Origin of the sequence: Methylobacillus glycogenes JCM 2850 (assembly GCF_000617925.1) — a bacterium.
In the GTDB taxonomy this organism is placed as follows: Bacteria; Pseudomonadota; Gammaproteobacteria; order Burkholderiales; family Methylophilaceae; genus Methylobacillus; species Methylobacillus glycogenes.
In genome coordinates this window covers 38,240-56,315 of the sequence record NZ_BAMT01000006.1, presented here as the reverse complement: position 1 = coordinate 56,315, position 18,076 = coordinate 38,240, and the positions used below count along the sequence as shown (strand labels likewise).

19 protein-coding genes, 2 pseudogenes and 1 riboswitch are annotated in these 18,076 nt (G+C 56.9%); of the genes and pseudogenes, 11 read left to right on the top strand and 10 right to left on the bottom strand.

Features of this window, described 5'->3' with window-relative positions; translation table 11 throughout:
- Positions 1-13 precede the first annotated feature (13 nt).
- The 5 genes from JCM2850_RS09610 (at position 14) to JCM2850_RS09590 (ending at position 2,807) form a co-directional block, all read left to right on the top strand.
- The gene (locus JCM2850_RS09610) at positions 14-343 is read left to right on the top strand and encodes a DUF2149 domain-containing protein (RefSeq protein ID WP_025871461.1); all 330 of its coding nucleotides are present in this window, start codon (positions 14-16) and stop codon (positions 341-343) included.
- 62 nt (positions 344-405) lie between these two features.
- Entirely contained in the window at positions 406-1,062 is a 657-nt protein-coding gene (gene bluB, locus JCM2850_RS09605) for a 5,6-dimethylbenzimidazole synthase (RefSeq protein ID WP_025871459.1), read from the top strand.
- 37 nt (positions 1,063-1,099) lie between these two features.
- A complete protein-coding gene (locus tag JCM2850_RS09600; RefSeq protein WP_025871457.1) occupies positions 1,100-1,915 on the top strand; it encodes a cobalamin-binding protein in 816 nt (271 codons plus the stop codon).
- Positions 1,916-1,917: 2 nt separating this feature from the next.
- Positions 1,918-2,460 carry a bifunctional adenosylcobinamide kinase/adenosylcobinamide-phosphate guanylyltransferase gene (gene cobU, locus JCM2850_RS09595; protein WP_025871455.1) on the top strand — a complete coding sequence of 181 codons (543 nt, stop codon included), beginning with the start codon at positions 1,918-1,920 and terminating at the stop codon, positions 2,458-2,460.
- 5 nt (positions 2,461-2,465) lie between these two features.
- The gene (locus JCM2850_RS09590; RefSeq protein WP_025871454.1) at positions 2,466-2,807 is read left to right on the top strand and encodes an antibiotic biosynthesis monooxygenase family protein; all 342 of its coding nucleotides are present in this window, start codon (positions 2,466-2,468) and stop codon (positions 2,805-2,807) included.
- Here JCM2850_RS09590 and JCM2850_RS09585 read toward each other — a convergent pair.
- Both JCM2850_RS09585 and JCM2850_RS09580 read right to left on the bottom strand, forming a co-directional pair.
- Complete coding sequence (locus JCM2850_RS09585; protein WP_025871453.1) at positions 2,804-3,106, bottom strand: hypothetical protein; 303 nt, start codon at positions 3,104-3,106, stop codon at positions 2,804-2,806. The two genes, JCM2850_RS09590 and JCM2850_RS09585, sit on opposite strands and share 4 nt — an antisense overlap.
- A 5-nt stretch (positions 3,107-3,111) precedes the next feature.
- Positions 3,112-3,693 (bottom strand): DUF4202 domain-containing protein, encoded by a 582-nt coding sequence (locus JCM2850_RS09580; protein ID WP_025871451.1) that lies wholly within the window; start codon positions 3,691-3,693, stop codon positions 3,112-3,114.
- Between the two features lie 189 nt (positions 3,694-3,882).
- Between JCM2850_RS09580 and JCM2850_RS09575 the strand changes: the two genes are divergently transcribed.
- The 4 genes from JCM2850_RS09575 (at position 3,883) to JCM2850_RS20500 (ending at position 8,197) form a co-directional block, all read left to right on the top strand.
- Entirely contained in the window at positions 3,883-4,098 is a 216-nt protein-coding gene (locus JCM2850_RS09575; RefSeq protein ID WP_025871449.1) for an RNA-binding S4 domain-containing protein, read from the top strand.
- 152 nt (positions 4,099-4,250) lie between these two features.
- Positions 4,251-4,468, top strand: a riboswitch (cobalamin riboswitch).
- A 218-nt stretch (positions 4,469-4,686) separates the two neighbouring features.
- Positions 4,687-6,777, top strand: coding sequence for a TonB-dependent receptor (locus JCM2850_RS09570; protein ID WP_025871447.1), 2,091 nt, complete (start codon positions 4,687-4,689; stop codon positions 6,775-6,777).
- Entirely contained in the window at positions 6,777-7,334 is a 558-nt protein-coding gene (locus JCM2850_RS20505) for a hypothetical protein (protein ID WP_051525358.1), read from the top strand. Before JCM2850_RS09570 ends, JCM2850_RS20505 begins: the two co-directional genes overlap by 1 nt.
- Positions 7,322-8,197 (top strand): hypothetical protein, encoded by an 876-nt coding sequence (locus tag JCM2850_RS20500; protein WP_148301234.1) that lies wholly within the window; start codon positions 7,322-7,324, stop codon positions 8,195-8,197. The genes JCM2850_RS20505 and JCM2850_RS20500 overlap by 13 nt, the downstream gene beginning before the upstream one ends.
- Here the strand turns inward: JCM2850_RS20500 and JCM2850_RS09560 are convergent.
- The 6 genes and pseudogenes from JCM2850_RS09560 to JCM2850_RS09540 all read right to left on the bottom strand — a co-directional run bounded on the left by JCM2850_RS09560 (position 8,184) and on the right by JCM2850_RS09540 (position 14,607).
- Complete coding sequence (locus JCM2850_RS09560; RefSeq protein WP_025871445.1) at positions 8,184-8,810, bottom strand: hypothetical protein; 627 nt, start codon at positions 8,808-8,810, stop codon at positions 8,184-8,186. The two genes, JCM2850_RS20500 and JCM2850_RS09560, sit on opposite strands and share 14 nt — an antisense overlap.
- A 188-nt stretch (positions 8,811-8,998) precedes the next feature.
- A complete protein-coding gene (locus JCM2850_RS09555; RefSeq protein WP_025871444.1) occupies positions 8,999-11,419 on the bottom strand; it encodes a TonB-dependent siderophore receptor in 2,421 nt (806 codons plus the stop codon).
- 146 nt (positions 11,420-11,565) lie between these two features.
- A pseudogene (locus JCM2850_RS22760) lies at positions 11,566-12,526 on the bottom strand (FecR domain-containing protein).
- Positions 12,527-12,529: 3 nt separating this feature from the next.
- Complete coding sequence (locus tag JCM2850_RS18375; RefSeq protein WP_439645858.1) at positions 12,530-12,877, bottom strand: sigma-70 family RNA polymerase sigma factor; 348 nt, start codon at positions 12,875-12,877, stop codon at positions 12,530-12,532.
- A 30-nt stretch (positions 12,878-12,907) separates the two neighbouring features.
- The gene (locus JCM2850_RS24295) at positions 12,908-13,060 is read right to left on the bottom strand and encodes a sigma factor (RefSeq protein WP_439645857.1); all 153 of its coding nucleotides are present in this window, start codon (positions 13,058-13,060) and stop codon (positions 12,908-12,910) included.
- A gap of 92 nt (positions 13,061-13,152) precedes the next feature.
- On the bottom strand, positions 13,153-14,607 hold the full coding sequence (locus JCM2850_RS09540) for a cobyric acid synthase (protein WP_025871442.1): 1,455 nt from the start codon (positions 14,605-14,607) through the stop codon (positions 13,153-13,155).
- Positions 14,608-14,621: 14 nt separating this feature from the next.
- On the opposite strand from JCM2850_RS09540, the pseudogene cbiB reads away from it, so the two are divergent.
- Together cbiB and cobD are read left to right on the top strand one after the other, a co-directional pair.
- Positions 14,622-15,585 (top strand): annotated as a pseudogene (cbiB, locus tag JCM2850_RS24290) (adenosylcobinamide-phosphate synthase CbiB).
- Positions 15,578-16,558 carry a threonine-phosphate decarboxylase CobD gene (gene cobD / locus JCM2850_RS09530; RefSeq protein WP_025871440.1) on the top strand — a complete coding sequence of 327 codons (981 nt, stop codon included), beginning with the start codon at positions 15,578-15,580 and terminating at the stop codon, positions 16,556-16,558. Before cbiB ends, cobD begins: the two are co-directional and overlap by 8 nt.
- A gap of 24 nt (positions 16,559-16,582) precedes the next feature.
- Here the strand turns inward: cobD and JCM2850_RS18365 are convergent, their stop codons facing one another.
- A complete protein-coding gene (locus tag JCM2850_RS18365; protein WP_051525354.1) occupies positions 16,583-17,776 on the bottom strand; it encodes a tetratricopeptide repeat-containing glycosyltransferase family protein in 1,194 nt (397 codons plus the stop codon).
- On the bottom strand, positions 17,776-18,075 hold the full coding sequence (locus JCM2850_RS22755; RefSeq protein ID WP_051525353.1) for a hypothetical protein: 300 nt from the start codon (positions 18,073-18,075) through the stop codon (positions 17,776-17,778). Before JCM2850_RS22755 ends, JCM2850_RS18365 begins: the two co-directional genes overlap by 1 nt.
- Position 18,076 lies beyond the last annotated feature (1 nt).

The following is an 18,076-nucleotide window of genomic DNA, read 5'->3' as shown; positions in this document are numbered from 1 at the left end:
TGCCGCGTCTAAATTGCGCCTGCAAAGCCGCTTTGACCACGAGGACGAAGACCCGCGTGCCAGTCTGGTCAATCTGGTGGATGTGATGCTGGTGTTTGCCTGCGGCTTGCTGGCAGCCTTGAGCGCAGGTGGTCATGCAGTGTTGGCCCAGCCCAAGGAGATTACTCAGGGCCGCGAGATAGAAGCGCCGGACACCAGCAGCAGCGCTGCGGGTAGCGGCTATGAATCTGTTGGCCAGGTCTACCGTGACCCCAAGACTGGCAAGCTGTTGCTGATAGAGCAGGCTAATTCAGCATCAGCTTCAACATCCAGTTCAACAACGCCAGCCATTAGCCAACCTTGATTTACTTAGAGACTGGGGATGGCTTTATACTATCCCCAGCCTAAGCCCACCCTGTCACGCCTATGTCCAATCAAAAGTTTGCCTTCCCCGAAGCCGAGATCGCCGGGGTTTACCGCGCCATCCACCAGCGCAGAGATATGCGCCATTTCAAGCCCGGGCGCATAGATACTGAAATTCTGCACAAGCTGCTGGATGCCGCCCACCACGCCCCCAGCGTAGGCCTGATGCAACCCTGGCGCTTTATCCGCATCACCAGTGACGAAATGCGTGAAGCGATTTACCAGCTGGTGCAGGAAGAACGGCTGTTGACTGCCGATGCCATGGGTGAGCGCGAGGCCGAATTCATGCGGCTCAAGGTTGAAGGCATCAAGCAATGCAGTGAGGTATTGATTGCCGGGCTGTGCGATCACAGGGAACGCTTTATCTTTGGCCGCCGCACCCTGCCCGAGATGGACTTGGCCTCGGTGGCCTGCGCCATTCAGAACCTCTGGCTGGCCGCGCGCGCAGAAGGTTTGGGCATGGGCTGGGTCTCCATTTTTGACCCAGTCAAACTGGCAAAACTACTAGGCATGCCGGAAGGTGCCAAGCCTGTGGCCATCCTCTGCCTGGGTGAAGTGGAAGAATTCTACAAATCCCCCATGCTGGTAGAAGAAGGCTGGGCCAAGGAGCGGCCACTGTCTGAGCTGATGATGGAAAACCGCTGGGTAGACACTGAATGAGCAGCTTAATGAGAGACGCAATGAAACTGCCTAGCCTATGAGCGGCCCGCAGCGCATCGCCTGCCTGTCGGCAGAAACCACGGAAGTGCTTTACCTCTTGAACCAGCAATACCGCATTGCGGGGATTTCTGGCTTCAGCACCCACCCCGCGCGCGCCAAGCGGGAAAAACCCAAGATTGCCGCTTTCAGCAGCGCCAATATTGAGAAAATCCTCGCCGTAGAGCCTGACCTGGTGCTGGCCTTTTCCAATCTACAGGCTGATATTGTCGCCAGTCTGGTAAAAGCCGGGCTGGAGGTACATGTGTTCAACCAGCGCTCCATAGACGGAATTCTGGATATGATTTTGACCTTGGGTCAGCTGGTGCATGCACAGGCAGAGGCGCAGGCACTGGTGACAGAGTTACAGACCCTGATGGATCAAGTAGCGGCGCAAGCCGAGTTTTTGCCGCGCGCACCCAAGGTGTATTTTGAGGAATGGAATCAGCCCCTGATCAGCGGCATAGGCTGGGTCAGTGAAATGATCACCCTGGCAGGCGGCATTGATTGCTTTGCCGAACTCGCCAGCGCGCAATCCGCCAAGCAGCGCGTGATTGCAGACCCGGATGAAGTGATACGCCGCCAGCCCGATATCATCATAGGCTCATGGTGTGGCAAGAAATTCCAGCCCGAGCAAGTACTGGCACGGCCAGGCTGGGGCGAGATTCCCGCGGTACAGAGCGGACAAATTCATGAAATCAAGTCTGCTGACATTCTGCAACCCGGCCCGGCGGCAATACGCCTGGGCCTCAAAGCTTTGCAGAGCATTATCCAACGCTGGGGCGTACAACAAGCCCATAGCAAACACTGGAGTTAACCATGCGTGATCCCAACCCTGCCCTGCATTTGATTTTAGGCGGTGCCCGCTCTGGCAAGAGCGCCCTGGCAGAGAAACTTGCGCTGGAAAGCGGCCTGGAAGTGCGCTACATCGCCACCGCCCAGGTTTACGATGCTGAATTTGGCCAGCGCGTCAGCCAGCACCAGCAACGCAGACCTGCACACTGGCAAACGGTGGAAGCGCCGCATCGCCTGGCCGAAACCCTGCAACAGCAAGCCGCCCCTGGGCGCTGCCTGTTGGTAGACTGCCTGACCTTGTGGCTGGCGCAATGCATATGCCCGGAATGCGCACCGCCTGAGGGCGTGGATTGGCAGGTACAACGCCAGGCCCTGCTGGATATATTACCTACCCTGCCAGGCCGCATACTGCTGGTGAGCAATGAAGTCGGCATGGGCATAGTGCCGCTGGGCGAGATCAACCGCCAGTTTCAGGATGAGGCCGGACGCCTCAACCAGGCGGTGGCAGCGCTGTGCCAGGAAGTCAGCTTTGTTGCGGCAGGCTTGCCGCTCAAGCTCAAGGGCTAAGGCAGATGATCTCTGCCACTTTCATCTTCGACAAAAAGCAGTTTGACGCGCGCTTTTATCAGCTGGATGAGGAGATTGCCGTGTTTGCACGGCAAACCCCAGGCTATCTGGGCGAAGAAAGCTGGGAGAACCCCAGCAATGGCCGTATCTGCAATGTGTATTACTGGCAGGACATGCAGGGCCTGCAAGCCCTGATGCAGCACCCCAGGCATCTTGAGGCCAAGGCCAGCCAGGCTGAATGGCTGCAGGGATATCAGGTCATTATCTCGGAAGTGCTGCGTGCTTACGGCGATGACAATTTTGCGCACCCTACAGCGGGTTTCAAGGCATCCTCAAGCCGGGCTTAACTCAAGCGCTTGGAGACTATGACCTTGGCACCCGTACATTGCGCAAACAATTGCAGTGCAGTTTCTATCAGGCTATCGCGCAGCGCTAGCAAGGCTTCGGCCTGAATATCTACCACATCCAATCTATATAAGGGTGTTTCGTCGGAATTGGCCGAGGTCAGCGCCTTGAATTGCAGGCTACCCGCCGCTTCACCATTCAGCGTTAGCTGTACTTGATGCGCTTTGACGACAAGGTCTACCACCCCGGCCTGCAGCACCAGCTGCCATTGGCATTGGTTAAGGGTTGCTGGCTGGGCCATAGGCGCTAGGCCCAACCTTCCTGCATGACTTCCTGAATCAAAGGCAGCAAGGCTTGTGGCAAATTCACTTTTTGTACCAGCCCCTCTACCCCCGCCGCTGACACCTTGCGCAGTGTCTTTTTCAGGATGTCTTTCCATTTGGGGATATCGTATTCAGGATGCTGGGCGACAAAATCCTCGAGGTAATACTCAACAAACACCATGACAATCACATCTTCCAGCACTTGCATCTGCGCATCCGTAGCGGACGCCTTTTTGCTCACCAGCAAAGCCACTTCGTTGGCAGCCGCTGCATCGTAGCCCGCCGCCTGCATGATCTCGCTCATGACTTCGCCATGATAGGTCTTGAGACGGGTACGCCATTGATGATAACCAGGCCGTGTCATGGGGTAGGCATCGCGTGGCAGGGTCCAGCGTTCTATATGCTGGCCACGCGCGGCCAGGTGTAGCAGTTCACCGCTTTCAGGGCGATAGCGGTGCAGCATCTCGGTCATGCGTCTGGCATAGGCCAGCTCTTTGGGCACAGGCTGACCATCGACTATGGTCTGGTTAGGGTCCAGGCGATTGCGTGCATCGCAAGCCGCCACGCTTGCGCAAAGCGCTCGCCAAAATTGGCTATGAGTTGGGCTTCTAAGCTGGACAATTGCTGCATGTTGGCACTTTCATGATTTCACTGGCTGGCATTTTACGCCAAAGCGTCACATCCGCCCTTTCCCTCGCAGGGCTAATCATGATGTAATCGCGCTTATTTTCCTCACGCCTTCTGGATACCCCGCATGGAATTCACCCTCAGAGACGATTACATCGAATTGTGCAACCTGCTCAAGCTGGCAGGCATTGCCGACTCAGGCGGCCAGGGCAAGGCCATGGTGGCAGAAGGCCTGGTGACGGTAGATGGCAAGCCCGAAAGCCGCAAGACCGCCAAGATACGCGCCGGACAAGTGGTGGAATGCATGGGCCAAAGCATTACCGTGATTGCCACTGACGCGTAAGCACGCTTAAGCACACTTATCCAATATAAGCGCTCACCGCGCTTTTCCGCATCATTCACAGACGGCAGACCCGCTACATTCCACCTTGCACGCCCAGCCTCAATCAGCGTCAAGTCACTGTTTTTAGATTGACCGCTGCTTAGCCGCCACTTAAAATCCGCATCACTCACGGTTTTGCTGTCCATACGGGCAGCAGAATAATAGGGAATCCGGTGCGCGAGCTGGCCTCAAAAACCACGCAATGCCGGAACTGCCCCCGCAACTGTAACCGACGAGCTTGCATGCACTCTTGCCACTGGAGTTTTCCGGGAAGGCCGCATGCCAGTGTTGACCCGGAAGTCAGGAGACCTGCCGTCAGTCTTGTCATGTTGTTCACGGTACGGCTGGTTTAGGCCACTGTATCAGGGCGGGGTGCCCCTGGAACCAGAATATGCAGTGTGCCTGATAGGCCACGCTACAGGCGCAAGCCTTGCTGCACGCACATCATAAGAGCCTGTTCAGGCCATCTGCGCTTGCTGCAGCTTTATCCATCACTCCCGCCCGCTCAACCTGGCTTGCCATTTGATGCAATCTTAGGGAGTTATCACCATGAAACACCACCATCCACTGCTGCTTGCAGCGTTGTGGTCTGTCTTCTCCAGCGGGGCGCTGGCCGAGGAAGCCACATTGGAGGAAATTCAGGTCAAGGCCAGCAGCGATACGCCCGGCCTCAACCTGAAAAAGAAAAACAGCACCGCCAGCCGCCTGGGACTCAGCGCCCAGGAAACCCCAGCCAGTGTTGAAAGCCTGGATGCGCAGACCATACGCAGCCGCGGCGATATTTCCATACGCGAGGCGGTCACACGCACCACAGGCATTACCGATGTCAGCACCCTGGGCAATGGCCAGGCTTTCTCATCGCGCGGCTTCACTGGCACCAACTCGGTGGCGCAGGCAGAAGACGGCGTGAGATTAATGACAGGCGCAGGCACGCAAACCTACCCTTCAGACAGCTGGGGCTATGAGCGCATAGAAGTCTTGCGCGGCCCAGCCTCGGTGCTGTTTGGCGATGGTTCTGCCGGAGGCATTATCAACAGCGTGCGCAAGCAGCCCAGCCGCGAGACTTCGGTAGAAGCGCTGGTTGGCGCAGGTAGCTATGGGGCTTATAGAGCGGCACTTGGAGGTACGGGCGCACTGGGTGAGATAGGCGCGTTCCGCATTGATGCCTCTGTGCTGGGCGGCGATGGCTATATCAGCCGTGGCGATTATGAGAGCAAAAAGCTCATGAGCTCATGGCTGTTCACCCCCACTGACAGTCTACGCATAGGCTTCACGCTGGATCATGCCAAGGACGAGCCTACGGCCAACCTGGGCTCCCCCTTACGTAATGGCAAGATTTCGCACTCGCTGCGCAAGGACAATTACAACGTCACCGACAATATCATGGCGTTCGAGGATACTCGCGCCCGTGCCAAGCTGGAGTGGGATATCAACGACAGCTGGAAGCTGAAAAACGAGGCCTATTGGTTCAAGTCCGAGCGTGAGTGGCGCAATGCCGAGAGCTTTACGCTCAACGCGGTGGCCAATAGCGTCAGCCGTGGCAGCTTTCTCGCCATTACCCATGAACAGAAGCAGATAGGCAACCGCCTGGAGATCAGTAACAACACTACACTCTGGGGCCATCAAAACCGCTTTGCTGCAGGCTGGGAAATCAGCCGCACCGATTTCCGCCAGGCCAGCAATGCGGGCAATACTGCCAGTGATGTCATCCCGGTAGGCGGCAATACTGGGGTGTTCCGCAGCACCACGGCGCTGTTGCCCAACTATGATGCCGACTTCACCCAGCAAGCCGCGTTTTTGGAGAACGCCTGGAGCGCCACCGAGCAGCTTAAATTAGTCATCGGCCTGCGCCGCGACTATATGGATACCGAGCGCAAGGACTACCGTGGTGCGCCCAACTCGGACAAGCAGTTTATTGCCGATACCTGGCGACTAGGGGCGGTGTATGACCTGGATAAGGACACCAGCCTTTACGCGCAAACCAGCCGTGGCACTGACCCGATTACCACCTTGCTGGGGCTCAACCTTGCCAATAGCGAATTTGACCTGACGCGCGCTCGCCAGGCCGAAATTGGCATCAAGCAGGTGCTGCAGCGCATACGCGGCGAGTGGACATTGGCGGCCTACCATATCGCCAAAGACAACATCATCACGCGCGATCCCATTATCCAGAGCCTATCAGTGCAGGGCGGCAAGCAGTCCTCCAGAGGCTTGGAGTTTGCCACTACGCTGTATCCTCTGGAGCACTGGCGTCTGGATTTCAATGCAGCACTGCTGGATGCGCGTTATGACGAGCTGAGAGAGGGTGGCACTGCTATCTCCCGTGCGGGCAACACCCCGGTCAACGTGCCGGAAAAAGTTGCCAATGCCTGGGTGACCTATCAGGCAACGCAATGGGAAGCTGGCGTAGGCGCACGCTATGTGGGTAAGCGCTATGCCAACAATGCCAACGACATCACCCTGGCTGGCTATACCGTCTATGACGCCAGCGCCGCCTGGCATGTGAACCAGAAAATGACCTTGCGCGCCAACCTGCGCAATATCACCGACAAGTTCTATGCCGCCATTGCCTATGGCAACAACCAGCAAATCATAGGCGCACCACGGCAGATTGAACTGACGGCGGAGTTCCGCTACTAATGGCCAGCCTCGCGCGTCAGCTCCACCTTTGGCATCGCTGGCTGGGCATAGGCCTGGGCCTCTTGGTGCTGTTGTGGTTTATTTCCGGGGTGGTGATGTTGTTTGTTGCCTACCCCTCACTGACGCCCGAGGAAAAATGGCCGCATATGCAGCCCATACAGCCTGGGCTGGTGCAAATCACGCCAGCCCAGGCCTCAGATATTATTCAGGCCGAGCCCGATAGTCTGCGCCTGACCATGCAGCAAGGCCGCCCGCTCTACCACCTGCGCGTAGAGGGCAAATGGCAGTCTTTATATGCTGATGATGGCGAGCGACTCACCGTCACGCCAGCACTGGCACGCAGTAATGCACAAGCCTTTCTGCCTGCAGCCACGCTGACCGACCTGGAACTGCTGGAGCGTGATCAATGGAGCATCTCCTCAGCCCTGCACCCACACAGACCGCTATACCGCGCCGAGTTTGCCAATGGCACCAGCTTGTATGTTTCCAGCCGCACAGGTGAAGTGGTACTGGATACCACCACCAGCAACGTGCCTGGAACTGGTTGGGCTCTGTAATTCATTGGGTGTACTTCACGCCGCTACGTGCGGATTACCCCAAGGCCTGGCGTCAAGTGATCATGTGGCTGTCACTCCCTGCCACCTTGCTGGCGGGCTTGGGTATTTGGTTAGGCATAGACAGGCTAAGGCTGCGACGCCGTTACAAAGGTGGCCGCGTCACACCTTATCGTGGCTGGGCAAAATGGCATCATCTGTCTGGCATGCTGGCAGGCATGTTCTGCCTGACCTGGCTATTCAGCGGCTGGCTTTCGGTAAAACCCTTTGATCTTTTATCTGGCAGAAAGCTCAGTGAAGCGGAAACGCAGGCCTGGACACAGGCCGGGCCTTTATCGCAAGCGCCTGCGCTACCTGCTACCTTAGCTCTGCAGGCTAAGGAGATTGAGTGGGTCAGCTTTGGCGGACAGACTTATCTCTTGGCCTCAAACGCCAGAGGCCGCAGTCTGCTCCAGCCGCAAGACGGCCAGCTGCTGCCCGCAGTTAGCGCTGCGCAATTTGCCACACAGGCGGCCAAACTGGTTGCCGAGGGCACAGTGAAAGCCAGCACGCTGCTGGCGCATGGGGATATTTATTACTACGGCAAAAGACTGGAGATGACCTCGCCAGTGATACGCATTGATTTTAACGATGCGTCGAATACCAGCTATTACGTAGACCCCGCCACCACACGCATCGTCGCCTCGCAGGACAACAACAGCCGTGGCTATCGCTGGTTGTTTGCTGCCCTGCACCGCCTGGATTTCACGCCTTTTGATAATGCCGAACTACCGCGCTGGGTGCTGGTAATAACCTTATCGCTGGGTGGTTTTATCCTCACCCTGGCGGGCATGGTGATGGGCTGGCGCAGGCTTACTCGCGCCTAGCCGCCATATTGTTGCAGTTACCCGCCACCAGCACTGGGTTGCCAGAACCCGGTGTCAGCATGGCACCGCTACCCACCCCGTTCGATGCCACGCAGGCCTGAAAACCCACGCGTGTACTGCGTGGCTTGCCAGTGTTAACCAACACCTCACGCTGCTCTGTAGACAAAGCCTCAGGGCCACGCGCTGCCAGCAACTGACCAAAAGATGGGTAATGACCATGGGCTTCGTTATAAAGCGCGAGCTTGGCCTGTATTTCCTCGGCAATGCGGTCGGTATCTACATTACCCGCCGCACGCTCGGCTTTTTCCTGCGCTGCGGTCAGTGCCTCCAGCGCATCTTCCTGCTGGCGTTGTTCCAGCGCGGATTTGGAGACATAGAAAATACCGCTGAGAAATAGCAGCAGCAGTATGGTGTAAATCAGGTTGATCACAATCGCCAGAATGGCAAACAGATTGCTATGCCCGGCGGCACGGGACTTGAGCAAGGCGTAGATGCCGATAACCGTGCCCACCAGCGGTAAACCGAATACCGACAATAACAGGGCAATGATGCCGGATTTTTTGCCTGGGTCTGGCTGGGTATTCTCGGGGATATGCTGTGCTTGCTGCGCCATGTGTACTCCTGTTTGCTGAATGTCACATGCCTAACCTTGTAACTGGCATGCCGCCCCGCATTATAGCCCGCGTGCTAGCTGCATAGACAAAAGGCACCCACTGGATGCCTTTTGTCTACTTCATGCCTGTGTGCATTAATGCTTAATGACACCTCAAGCTTAACTCGCTATCAACTGCGTTGATGCATTTAGTAGTTCCAGCGCACCATCAGCAAAGCATTGCGCGGCGCACCGTAAATGTTGAAGAACATGGTAGAGCCTGGGTATTGCAGGTATTTGCGATCAAACAGGTTGTTGATGGTGAGCGAAGCATCCCATTGCTGGTTGATTTTATAGCCCAGCTTGGCCGAAGCGATGGCATAGCTACCCTGGCGTGTGGTATCGGTATACATATCACTTTGTGCCTGCACACCCGCACCCGCGCTCAGCCCCTGCAATAATCCCCCAAAAGTGCTGCCATCAAAGCGATATTGCGACCAGAACTTGAACATATGGCGTGGTATCTGGTTGGCGGCAAAACGTGTGCCTGAACTTACCGTGCCATCGCTGAGGTATTCAGCATGGTTGTAGGTATAACCTGCCGAGAGATCCAGATTGCGGCTGACCTGCCCTGCCACTTCAAACTCCACCCCCTCACTTTGCACCACACCCGCCTGGCGGTAGCACTCCCCTGTGGAAGTTGTACAGCCTGCGATGCTGGTATCCACCAAAGCACGATTCTTGTCGCGAATGCGGAACAAGGCAGCTGACGCATTGACGCGACCATCAAGGAATTCACCCTTGAGGCCGGTTTCTATCTGCCAACCTACACGCGGGTCCAGCACACGGTCACCGGCATTGCGTTGCGTCTGTGGCACAAAGGTGTCCGCATAGCTGGCATACCAGGTGATCTGCTGGTTGATGTCCCAGACCACGCCTGCATAGGGCGTGAATTCGCCATCGGTATTGGCATCGCTATGCTGCCAGGCAGTCTTGGTGGGCCAGCCTGTGCGGCTCTTGTTGCTGTAATCGGTCCAGCGCCCACCCAAGATCACGCTAAGCGGTTCCAGTAGCTTGATTCTGGCTGAGGCATAGAAACCGGATTGCTCGGTGTAGGTCTGGCTCTTGCGCAGGATATTGCTGTTAAGCACACCGTCCCAGTTATGCTGATTAAGCGGATCGCGGTTGGTCGCACTGCTGTAGCGCGAGCCTCCCAGATAATCGAACTCGGCCTTGTTATAGCCTACGGTCAGGGTATGGGTGCGACCAAACAATTCCACCGGGCCACTGAGGTTGAAATCCAGGCTGCGCCAGGTGCTTTCGGTATCAATAAAGCCTACATTGACATTGCTCAAACCTGTGAGCGTGTTGATTGGCGTAGTGGCATAGACACCATAACCCGAATATTCATTGTTCTTGTAGCTGTATACGCCTTTGGCGACCCAGCCACTATCAAACTTGTGCTTAAAGTCCAGCGCCAGATTCTGATCTTCATCTTCCGCATTCTTGTTGATACCAACAAAGCTGGAACGGCTGCTAGGCAGGCTGCCATCGCTATAGACTGGCAAACCCCAGAAGGTCTTGTACTGACGGTCCGAATAGCTAGCCCATAAACCCACGGTGGTTTGCGGCGTAATGTCGTATTCCAGCACGCCATAAAGCAACTGATCGCGGTTACCACCCACGTCATAAAACTTGTCCTGATCCTGATACACCATGACGGTACGACCGCGCAGGCTGCCATCCTCATTCAGAGGGCCACCTACATCCAGCTCGCCACGCTTCTGGTTCCAGGAACCCCAGCCCGCCACTGCCGACATGCTCAGCACATCCTGAGGACGCTTGAGTACGTAATTAATGGTACCGCCAGGCTCACCACTGCCCGTCAGCAGGCCGGAAGGGCCGCGCAGCACTTCTACACGGTCATAGAGAGCCAGATCGTAATGCCGCGAGCTATCTTGCTGCGGTACACCATTGAATTGTGTGTTGGCGGTATAACCGCGGATCATAAAACTTTCACCGCGCTCATAACCATAGCTGCGTACCCCCGTCATCTGGTTTAGCGCTTCGGCTACGGTAGTGAAGTTCTGGTCATTCATCTGCTGGCGTGTCATCACCGATACCGATTGCGGAATCTCGCGCAAAGTTTGCTCAGTCTTGCCTATGCTCACCGCCTTGGTGGTATAGGAGCCGCTACCCTCAGTGACAGCACTGCGCTCGCTACGGCCAGTTACACTGACTTCCGGTAAGGCAGCCTCGCTACTCTTGTCCGCGCCCAAAGATTTTGCCTTCTGCAGCACATACACACCCTTACTGGCTTCTGTGGCCTGCAGCCCTGAGCCGCTAAGCAAACGATCAAAGCCCTGCTGTACAGAATAGCTGCCACTAAGGCCTTGGCTTTGCTTGCCAGCGACCAGGGCGGGCGGCACGGTGATACTGATACCTGCCGCAGCAGCGAAATCGCCCAATGCGCTTTCCAGGGTGCCCGCAGCGATATGGTAGGCCGTGGCTTGTGCGTTGATGCCATCTGCCTGGGCTGGAGTGATAGTGGCCAGATTGAAGCTGGCCAACAGAAGGATTGCGCCCCGGACAGCCTGTTGCAGACCAGGGTTACGCGGTGACTGATGCATGAATTTCCCTTAGGTAACGTGAATAAAAATCGCTTTCAATTCACTTCACACACCAGATCAAGAAAAGGGCCAAAAAATGACACACAACTTTTTAAACAAATTCGCTCTGGCTCTTATGCGCAAGAAGAACCAGGCCCATAGACAGACTAAGCCGCAGCAATGCTGACCCAGTAACGGGTGAAATACTCAATCTTGACTGGCAACACCAAGGGCAAGCTGTTTAGTACTTCTTCGCTATGATCCAGCTGATACGCGCCGGAAATGCGCAAATCTGCCACCTTTGCCCCACAACGCAAGATACCGTTTCGGTAGCGCGCGAGCTCGGCAGCAAAATCTGCAAGTCGCATATCGCGCGCATGCATCATGCCCTTGATCCAACCATCGGCATGCGGTTGTAAGGCACTGGCGGAGGCGATAGCACGGCTGTCGAAACGGGTTTGCCAACCTGCATCTATCACCTGGCGTTGACCGCCAGCCGTGGTAATTTCTACCGCACCTTCCAGCACAGCTAGGTCAGTGCTGTCGTCGTGATCACGTACAATAAAGCGCGTTCCCAAGGGTTGTAACAAGCCATGGCGGGTAGCAACCTGCAGGTCTGGCATCCTTTGCAGTCTGCACCAGGATTTCACCTGTCTTCAGCATGATGCGCCGCTGTGCAGCATCAAACACAGTGTCTATGCCGCTCGCAGTGTTGAGGTGCAGCACACTGCCATCTGCCAGTTGAATTTGTTTACGCTCACCCCGGCGCGTACTGTATTGCGCCAGCCATAGCTGCGCGGGTTCGCTGCGCCAGCCTTGCCAGCTTGCCGTGCCCAGGGCCAGCATGATGGCGAGGGTCTTGACTGCCTGGCGTCTGCCAGCTTGATGTTTGCTCAGTCGGCTGCGCTTGAGGGTAGCTGCCGAGAGGTCAGGCGGTAGCAAGCCTAGGCGCTGGCTGATTTGCTGCGCCCGTTGCCAGGCTTGGTCATGGCGCGGGTCACTCTGCATCCAGGTTTGCCAGGCCAGCTGCTCGGCTGGCGAAACATCTTGTTCCTGCATGCGGAAAAACCACTCCGCGGCTTGCACGGCTATGCGTTCATCCACGACTAACTGCGGCGGCGGCTTCATGCCTTACTCTGACTCTCCAGCCAGCATGATGCAGCGCGCCATGGCCTGCACCATATAGCGTTTGACGCTACGTTCGCTCACATCAAGCTCCAGGGCAATCTGCGCATAAGTCATGCCCTCAAGTTGCGCCATGAGGAAGGCGGCGCGAGGTTTTTCTTCCAGGCCATCCAGCATGCTATCTACCTGCTGCAGGGTTTCCAGAATCAATAAGCTATGTTCGGGTGAGGGAGCCAGTGCTGGCGGCATTTGCGCCAGGGCTTCAAGGTAGGCTTGTTCCAGCGCGCGCCTGCGGTAGAGATTGGCCATCAGACGTTTGGCCACCACGGTCAAATAAGCGCGTGGCTCCTGCAACTGCCAGCCGGATTGCTTTTCAGTACTTTGTTACGGGGCCGTGAGTATGCGCACAAAGGTATCTTGCGCCAGGTCTGCAGCATCGCCAGCGTCACCGAGTTTGCGTTTCAACCAGCCATAAAGCCAGCCGTGGTGATTGCTGTAAAGAGAGTGCAGCGCCTGCTGCTCAAGCTCGAACGACATGCTCAGACCAAAAGAAGAATTATTCTCATTATACTCTAGCGCCTGGGCTTTGTCTTGGCGCAGCGTTCAGCAACGCTGGCTTGACCACGGTTTCAGGGCAGATAGGCCTTGAGTTTTTGCCAATCCAGGCATGCTTCTACCGCGTCGGCCAAGCGCTCTAGGCTGGCTTCTCGCAGCGCAACATAATCGTAATGCGCGATTTGCGTTTCAGCCGCCGCCACCTGGTTATAACCCGCCCAGTTGAGCCAGGCCTGGGTGGCCTCAGCATGGTCAAACAAGCCATGCAGATAAGTACCCGCAATCTGTCCATCTGCAGACATCGCGCCCTCAGGCTGCTCGCCAATATGCAACACTGGCCGCTGCAAAGCCGGGCCGCTGCTGACGCCCATATGAATTTCATAGCCTGTGATCTCAGCCTCGGCAAAACTCAGGCGCCCCGCCACTTCCTTCAGGCGTTTTTCCTTGGTCAGCGTGGTTTCCATTTCCAGCCAGCCAAAACCATCGCTAGAACCAGCTTCGCCTTCTATGCCATGTGGGTCATGAATATGCTGGCCCAGCATTTGAAAGCCGCCGCAAATGCCTAGCACCTTGCCGCCGTAGCGCAGGTGCCTGGCGATTTTCTCCTGCCAGCCGTGGGCTTGCAGCGCAGCAAAGTCACCGCGCACATTCTTGCTGCCCGGCAGCACAATAAGATCACAAGCAGGCAATGGCTCATTGAGGGCAATAAACTGGAAATCCACATGCGGATGCATGCGCAAGGCATCCATATCGGTATGGTTGCTGACATGCGGCAGCACGGGCGCAACAACTCTTAGCCAGGTTTGTGGCTTGTGCAGGCTGGTACTGGCCACGGCATCCTCGGCCTCTATGTGCAAATCGTGCAGATAGGGCAGTACGCCGAGCACGGGTTTGCCCGTCTCTTGCTCCAGCCAGTCCAGTCCGGGTTGCAGCAAGGCAATATCACCACGGAAGCGGTTGATGACAAAACCGACGACACGCTCACGCTCCGCAGCGGACAGCAGCGCCAGCGTGCCCACCAAATGCGCAAACACGCCGCCTCTGTGAATATCGGCCACCAGAACCACCGGGCAATCTGCGGCTTCGGCAAAGCCCATGTTGGCAATATCATTCTCGCGCAGATTAATTTCTGCCGGGCTGCCTGCGCCTTCGACCACCACGCATTGATACTGCTCACGCAAGCGCTGCCACGAGGCCATTACCGCCTGCATGGCTTTGGGTTTGTAGGCGTGATAGGCATTGGCCTCAAGATTGGCTACCACCTTGCCGTGCACAATCACCTGGCAGCCAGTATCGGTATTGGGCTTGAGCAGCACCGGGTTCATATCGGTATGCGGCGTCAGGCCACTGGCTTGCGCCTGCACGGCCTGGGCGCGGCCTATCTCGCCGCCATCGCTGGTAACGGCAGAGTTGAGCGCCATGTTCTGCGGCTTGAATGGCACCACGCCTACCCCCCTGCGGTACAATACCCGGCATATCGCAGCCACCAGCGTGCTCTTGCCCGCATCCGAGGTGGTCCCTTGAACCATCAGTGTTTTGGCGTATGTCATTGTCCGATTATCCCATCTCTTGGTTAGTATGCCCAAGCCTGCTTATTGCCGCGCTATTGCTGGATTTGTGCCTGGGTGAACCGCGGCGCTGGCACCCGCTGGCGGGTTTTGGCAATCTGGCCCAGACGCTGGAACGGCGTTTGAATCTGGGGCTTGGCCCAGTACCTGCGCGTATTCTGGGCCTGATTGCCTGGTTGGTGCTGTTGCTGCCGCCCGTGGCCCTGGCTTGGGCACTATGCCAGCTTGAATATGGCTGGGTAGCGCATCTGCTCTTGCTTTATTTTGCCATAGGCGCACGTAGCCTGAAGGAGCATGCCATGGCGATATACCAGCACTGCTGCGCCGGGATTTACCCGCCGCGCGCCATGCCGTAGGCATGATCGTCAGCCGCGACACCCAGGCACTGGATGAGCGTGAAATTGCCAGTGCCAGCGTGGAATCAGTACTGGAAAATGGCAATGACGCCATCTTTGCTGCCTTGTTCTGGTTTGTACTGTTAGGCGGTCCGGGGGCGTTAATGTTCCGGCTGGCAAATACGTTGGATGCGATGTGGGGCTACCGCACGCCGCGTTTCCTGCATTTCGGCTGGGCTGCCGCGCGCCTGGATGACTTGCTCAATTTGATTCCCGCCCGGCTTACCGCCCTTAGTTATGCGCTCAGCGGTCATACGCGCCTGGCATTGCAGTGCTGGTTTTGGCAGGGCAGGCAATGGTATAGCCTAATGCCGGGCCAGTGATGGCGGCAGGCGCAGGGGCGCTGCATATTCAGCTGGGCGGCGCAGCGCCTTACCATGGCACAGTCAAGCAACGTCCCGCTTTGGGTATAGGCCCCAGGGCTGAAGCCGCCACCATTCTGGCGGCGGTTAAACTGGTGAATCGCAGCCTGTATCTCTGGGCTGGGTTTGTGCTGTTGGCCAGCGTGCTGGCCATGCTGATTGCAGGTTGGCTACATGCTTGAACACGGCGGTAATCTACAGCAGGCCGCGCAGCGCTATGGCCGCCCGCTGGCTGACTGGCTGGATTTATCCACCGGCGTCAACCCGCAAGGCTACCCCCTGCCCGCACTACCCGCCAGCGCCTGGCAACGCCTGCCGGAAACGGATGGCAGGCTGGAGCGTCTGGCAGCCGAATACTATGGTGCAGACAATGTGCTGGTGACCGCCGGGTCTCAAGCCATTATTCAGACCTTGCCGCGCTTGCGCCCGCCCTGCCGCGTGCGGGTGCTGGCCCCCATGTATGCCGAACATGCCCACGCCTGGCGTCAGCATGGGCATGATGTCAGTGCGCTCAACACGCTACCGGATGAGTCCGAGCTGGCGGCCACCGATGTGCTGCTGTTGTGCAACCCCAACAACCCGACCGGGCGCGTGATTGCACCTGAAACACTGCAACATTGGCATCAAGTACTGGCTGCACGTGGCGGCTGGCTGGTAGTGGATGAAGCATTTATGGATGCAACCCCGGCACTGAGCCTGGCCGCCGCCAGCTCTCAACCAGGATTGATAGTGCTGCGCTCTCTGGGCAAGTTTTTTGGCCTGGCGGGTGCGCGTGTGGGATTTCTGCTGGCTGATCAGACGCTCATGCAGCGCTGTGGCGAGTTATTAGGCCCTTGGCCTGTGAGCGGCCCCGCGCTCCTGGTGGCCGAAGCCGCCCTGGCTGACCAGGGTTGGCAGCAGCAGACCAGGCAAACCCTGCAACAGCAGGCCGCACAATTGAATGCATTGTTGCAGCAACATGGCCTGCCAGTGAGTGGATCTACCGCGCTGTTTAGCTGGGTGCCAACTCCGCAGGCTATAAATCTGCATAGCCAACTGGCGGCACAGGGTGTGTGGCTACGTTTATTCACGGACACCCCGGCATTACGCTTTGGCCTGCCACCAGCTAAAAGCTGGGCCAGGCTGGCTGAGGCATTGTCAGCGCTCAAAAGCTGATAACACAGTGCATTGCGCTTGAATTTAGCTGGGGCTGGGGAAATGCTGGAGTTGCTTTGCCATGGCCGCAATGACCGAGTTCCAGTCACCCACGGCAGGTTGCCGCCACAAGTGTGCTTGTGGATACCAAGGCGTGTCCGTTCTATCCAGCAGCCAGCGATAATCCGGCACAAAGGGCAATAGCAGCCACAAGGGTTTGCCTAGGGCACCCGCCAAATGCGCTACTGAGGTATCAACACTGATCACCAGATCCATCTGCGCTATCAAGGCTGCGGTATCAGCAAAATCCTTGAGCTGCGCCTGATGCAGGGTGATGGCTGAAAGCTGGCCCAGCAACTCTGCATCGGCCGCCCTCACCTCTTGTTGCAGGCAATGGAATTCGTAGGGCAATGCCAGCAGGGGAGCAAGTGCTGCCAAGGCAAGGCTGCGCCTATGGTCATTTTTATGCGTGGTGGAACCTGACCAGACCAGCCCTATGCGTGGCCGCGCAGGCTTTTCCAACAGCACATGGTCAGAGGGCTGAGCATGTAGATAAGGGATGGGGGCAGGCACTGTCTCCAGCGTGGTATTGAATACCATGGGCAGGCTCAATAGCGGGCAATGATAGTCAAACTCGGCAAAGCCCTGGCCTTGTGCCACTACCTTGATCTCATTCTGTGCCGTACTGCCCTGATTGATGGTCTGCAACAGGCTGACCAGCGGCGCTTGTACCTCCAAAATTACCTCAGCGCCCAAAGCCTGCACCTGCTTGGCATAGCGGCAGAATTGTATGGTGTCGCCATAACCCTGCTCGGCATAGAGCAGTACGCGCTTGCCGCTGACGTTCTGCTTGCCCAGCCATTCCGGCTGTGGCACCTGTTTGCGCAAGCCGCGCGCAAAGCCTTGTATGCCTAGCCCGGCTTCATATAAAGGCCAGCCTTGCTCATATTGCCCGAGCAGAATATGCATGATGCTCTGGTTCCAGCGGAATTTTTGCTGGCCGGGGTCTAGCTTGGCTGCCTGGGCATAATCTGCCAGCGCTTCTTCTATCATGCGCTGATCCAGAAACAGATTGCCCCGATTGTTATAGGCAATCGCATACTGGGGCGCCATGTCGATAACGCCGTTATAAAACTCCAGCGCCTCCTCAAACCTATCCATTTCCGTCAGGGTATTGGCGAGGTTGAGGTAAGTGGAAATTTCATTCGGATTAAGCGCCAGTGCCTGCTGATGATCCATCAGGCTTCATCAAAATGCTTGCTTCCATGATAAGCCAGGGCACGATAGTGGAAGGCAATCGCCGCTTGCGGCTGCAAGCCCAGCGCGAAGTTGAAATGCGCCAGCGCAAAATCATACTGCCGCAGCGCAGTCAGCGCCCGGCCACAGCCGATCAAGGCATCAAACTGCTGCTCATCACCAGCCAGCACCTGGTTATAAAGCTCCAATGCCTTGCTGGGCTGATCCAGCGCCAATTGTCGCTCTGCCTCCAGCAACACGGCCTGGGTTTTTTGCTTACTCTGTTTGTTTGATGCGGTCATG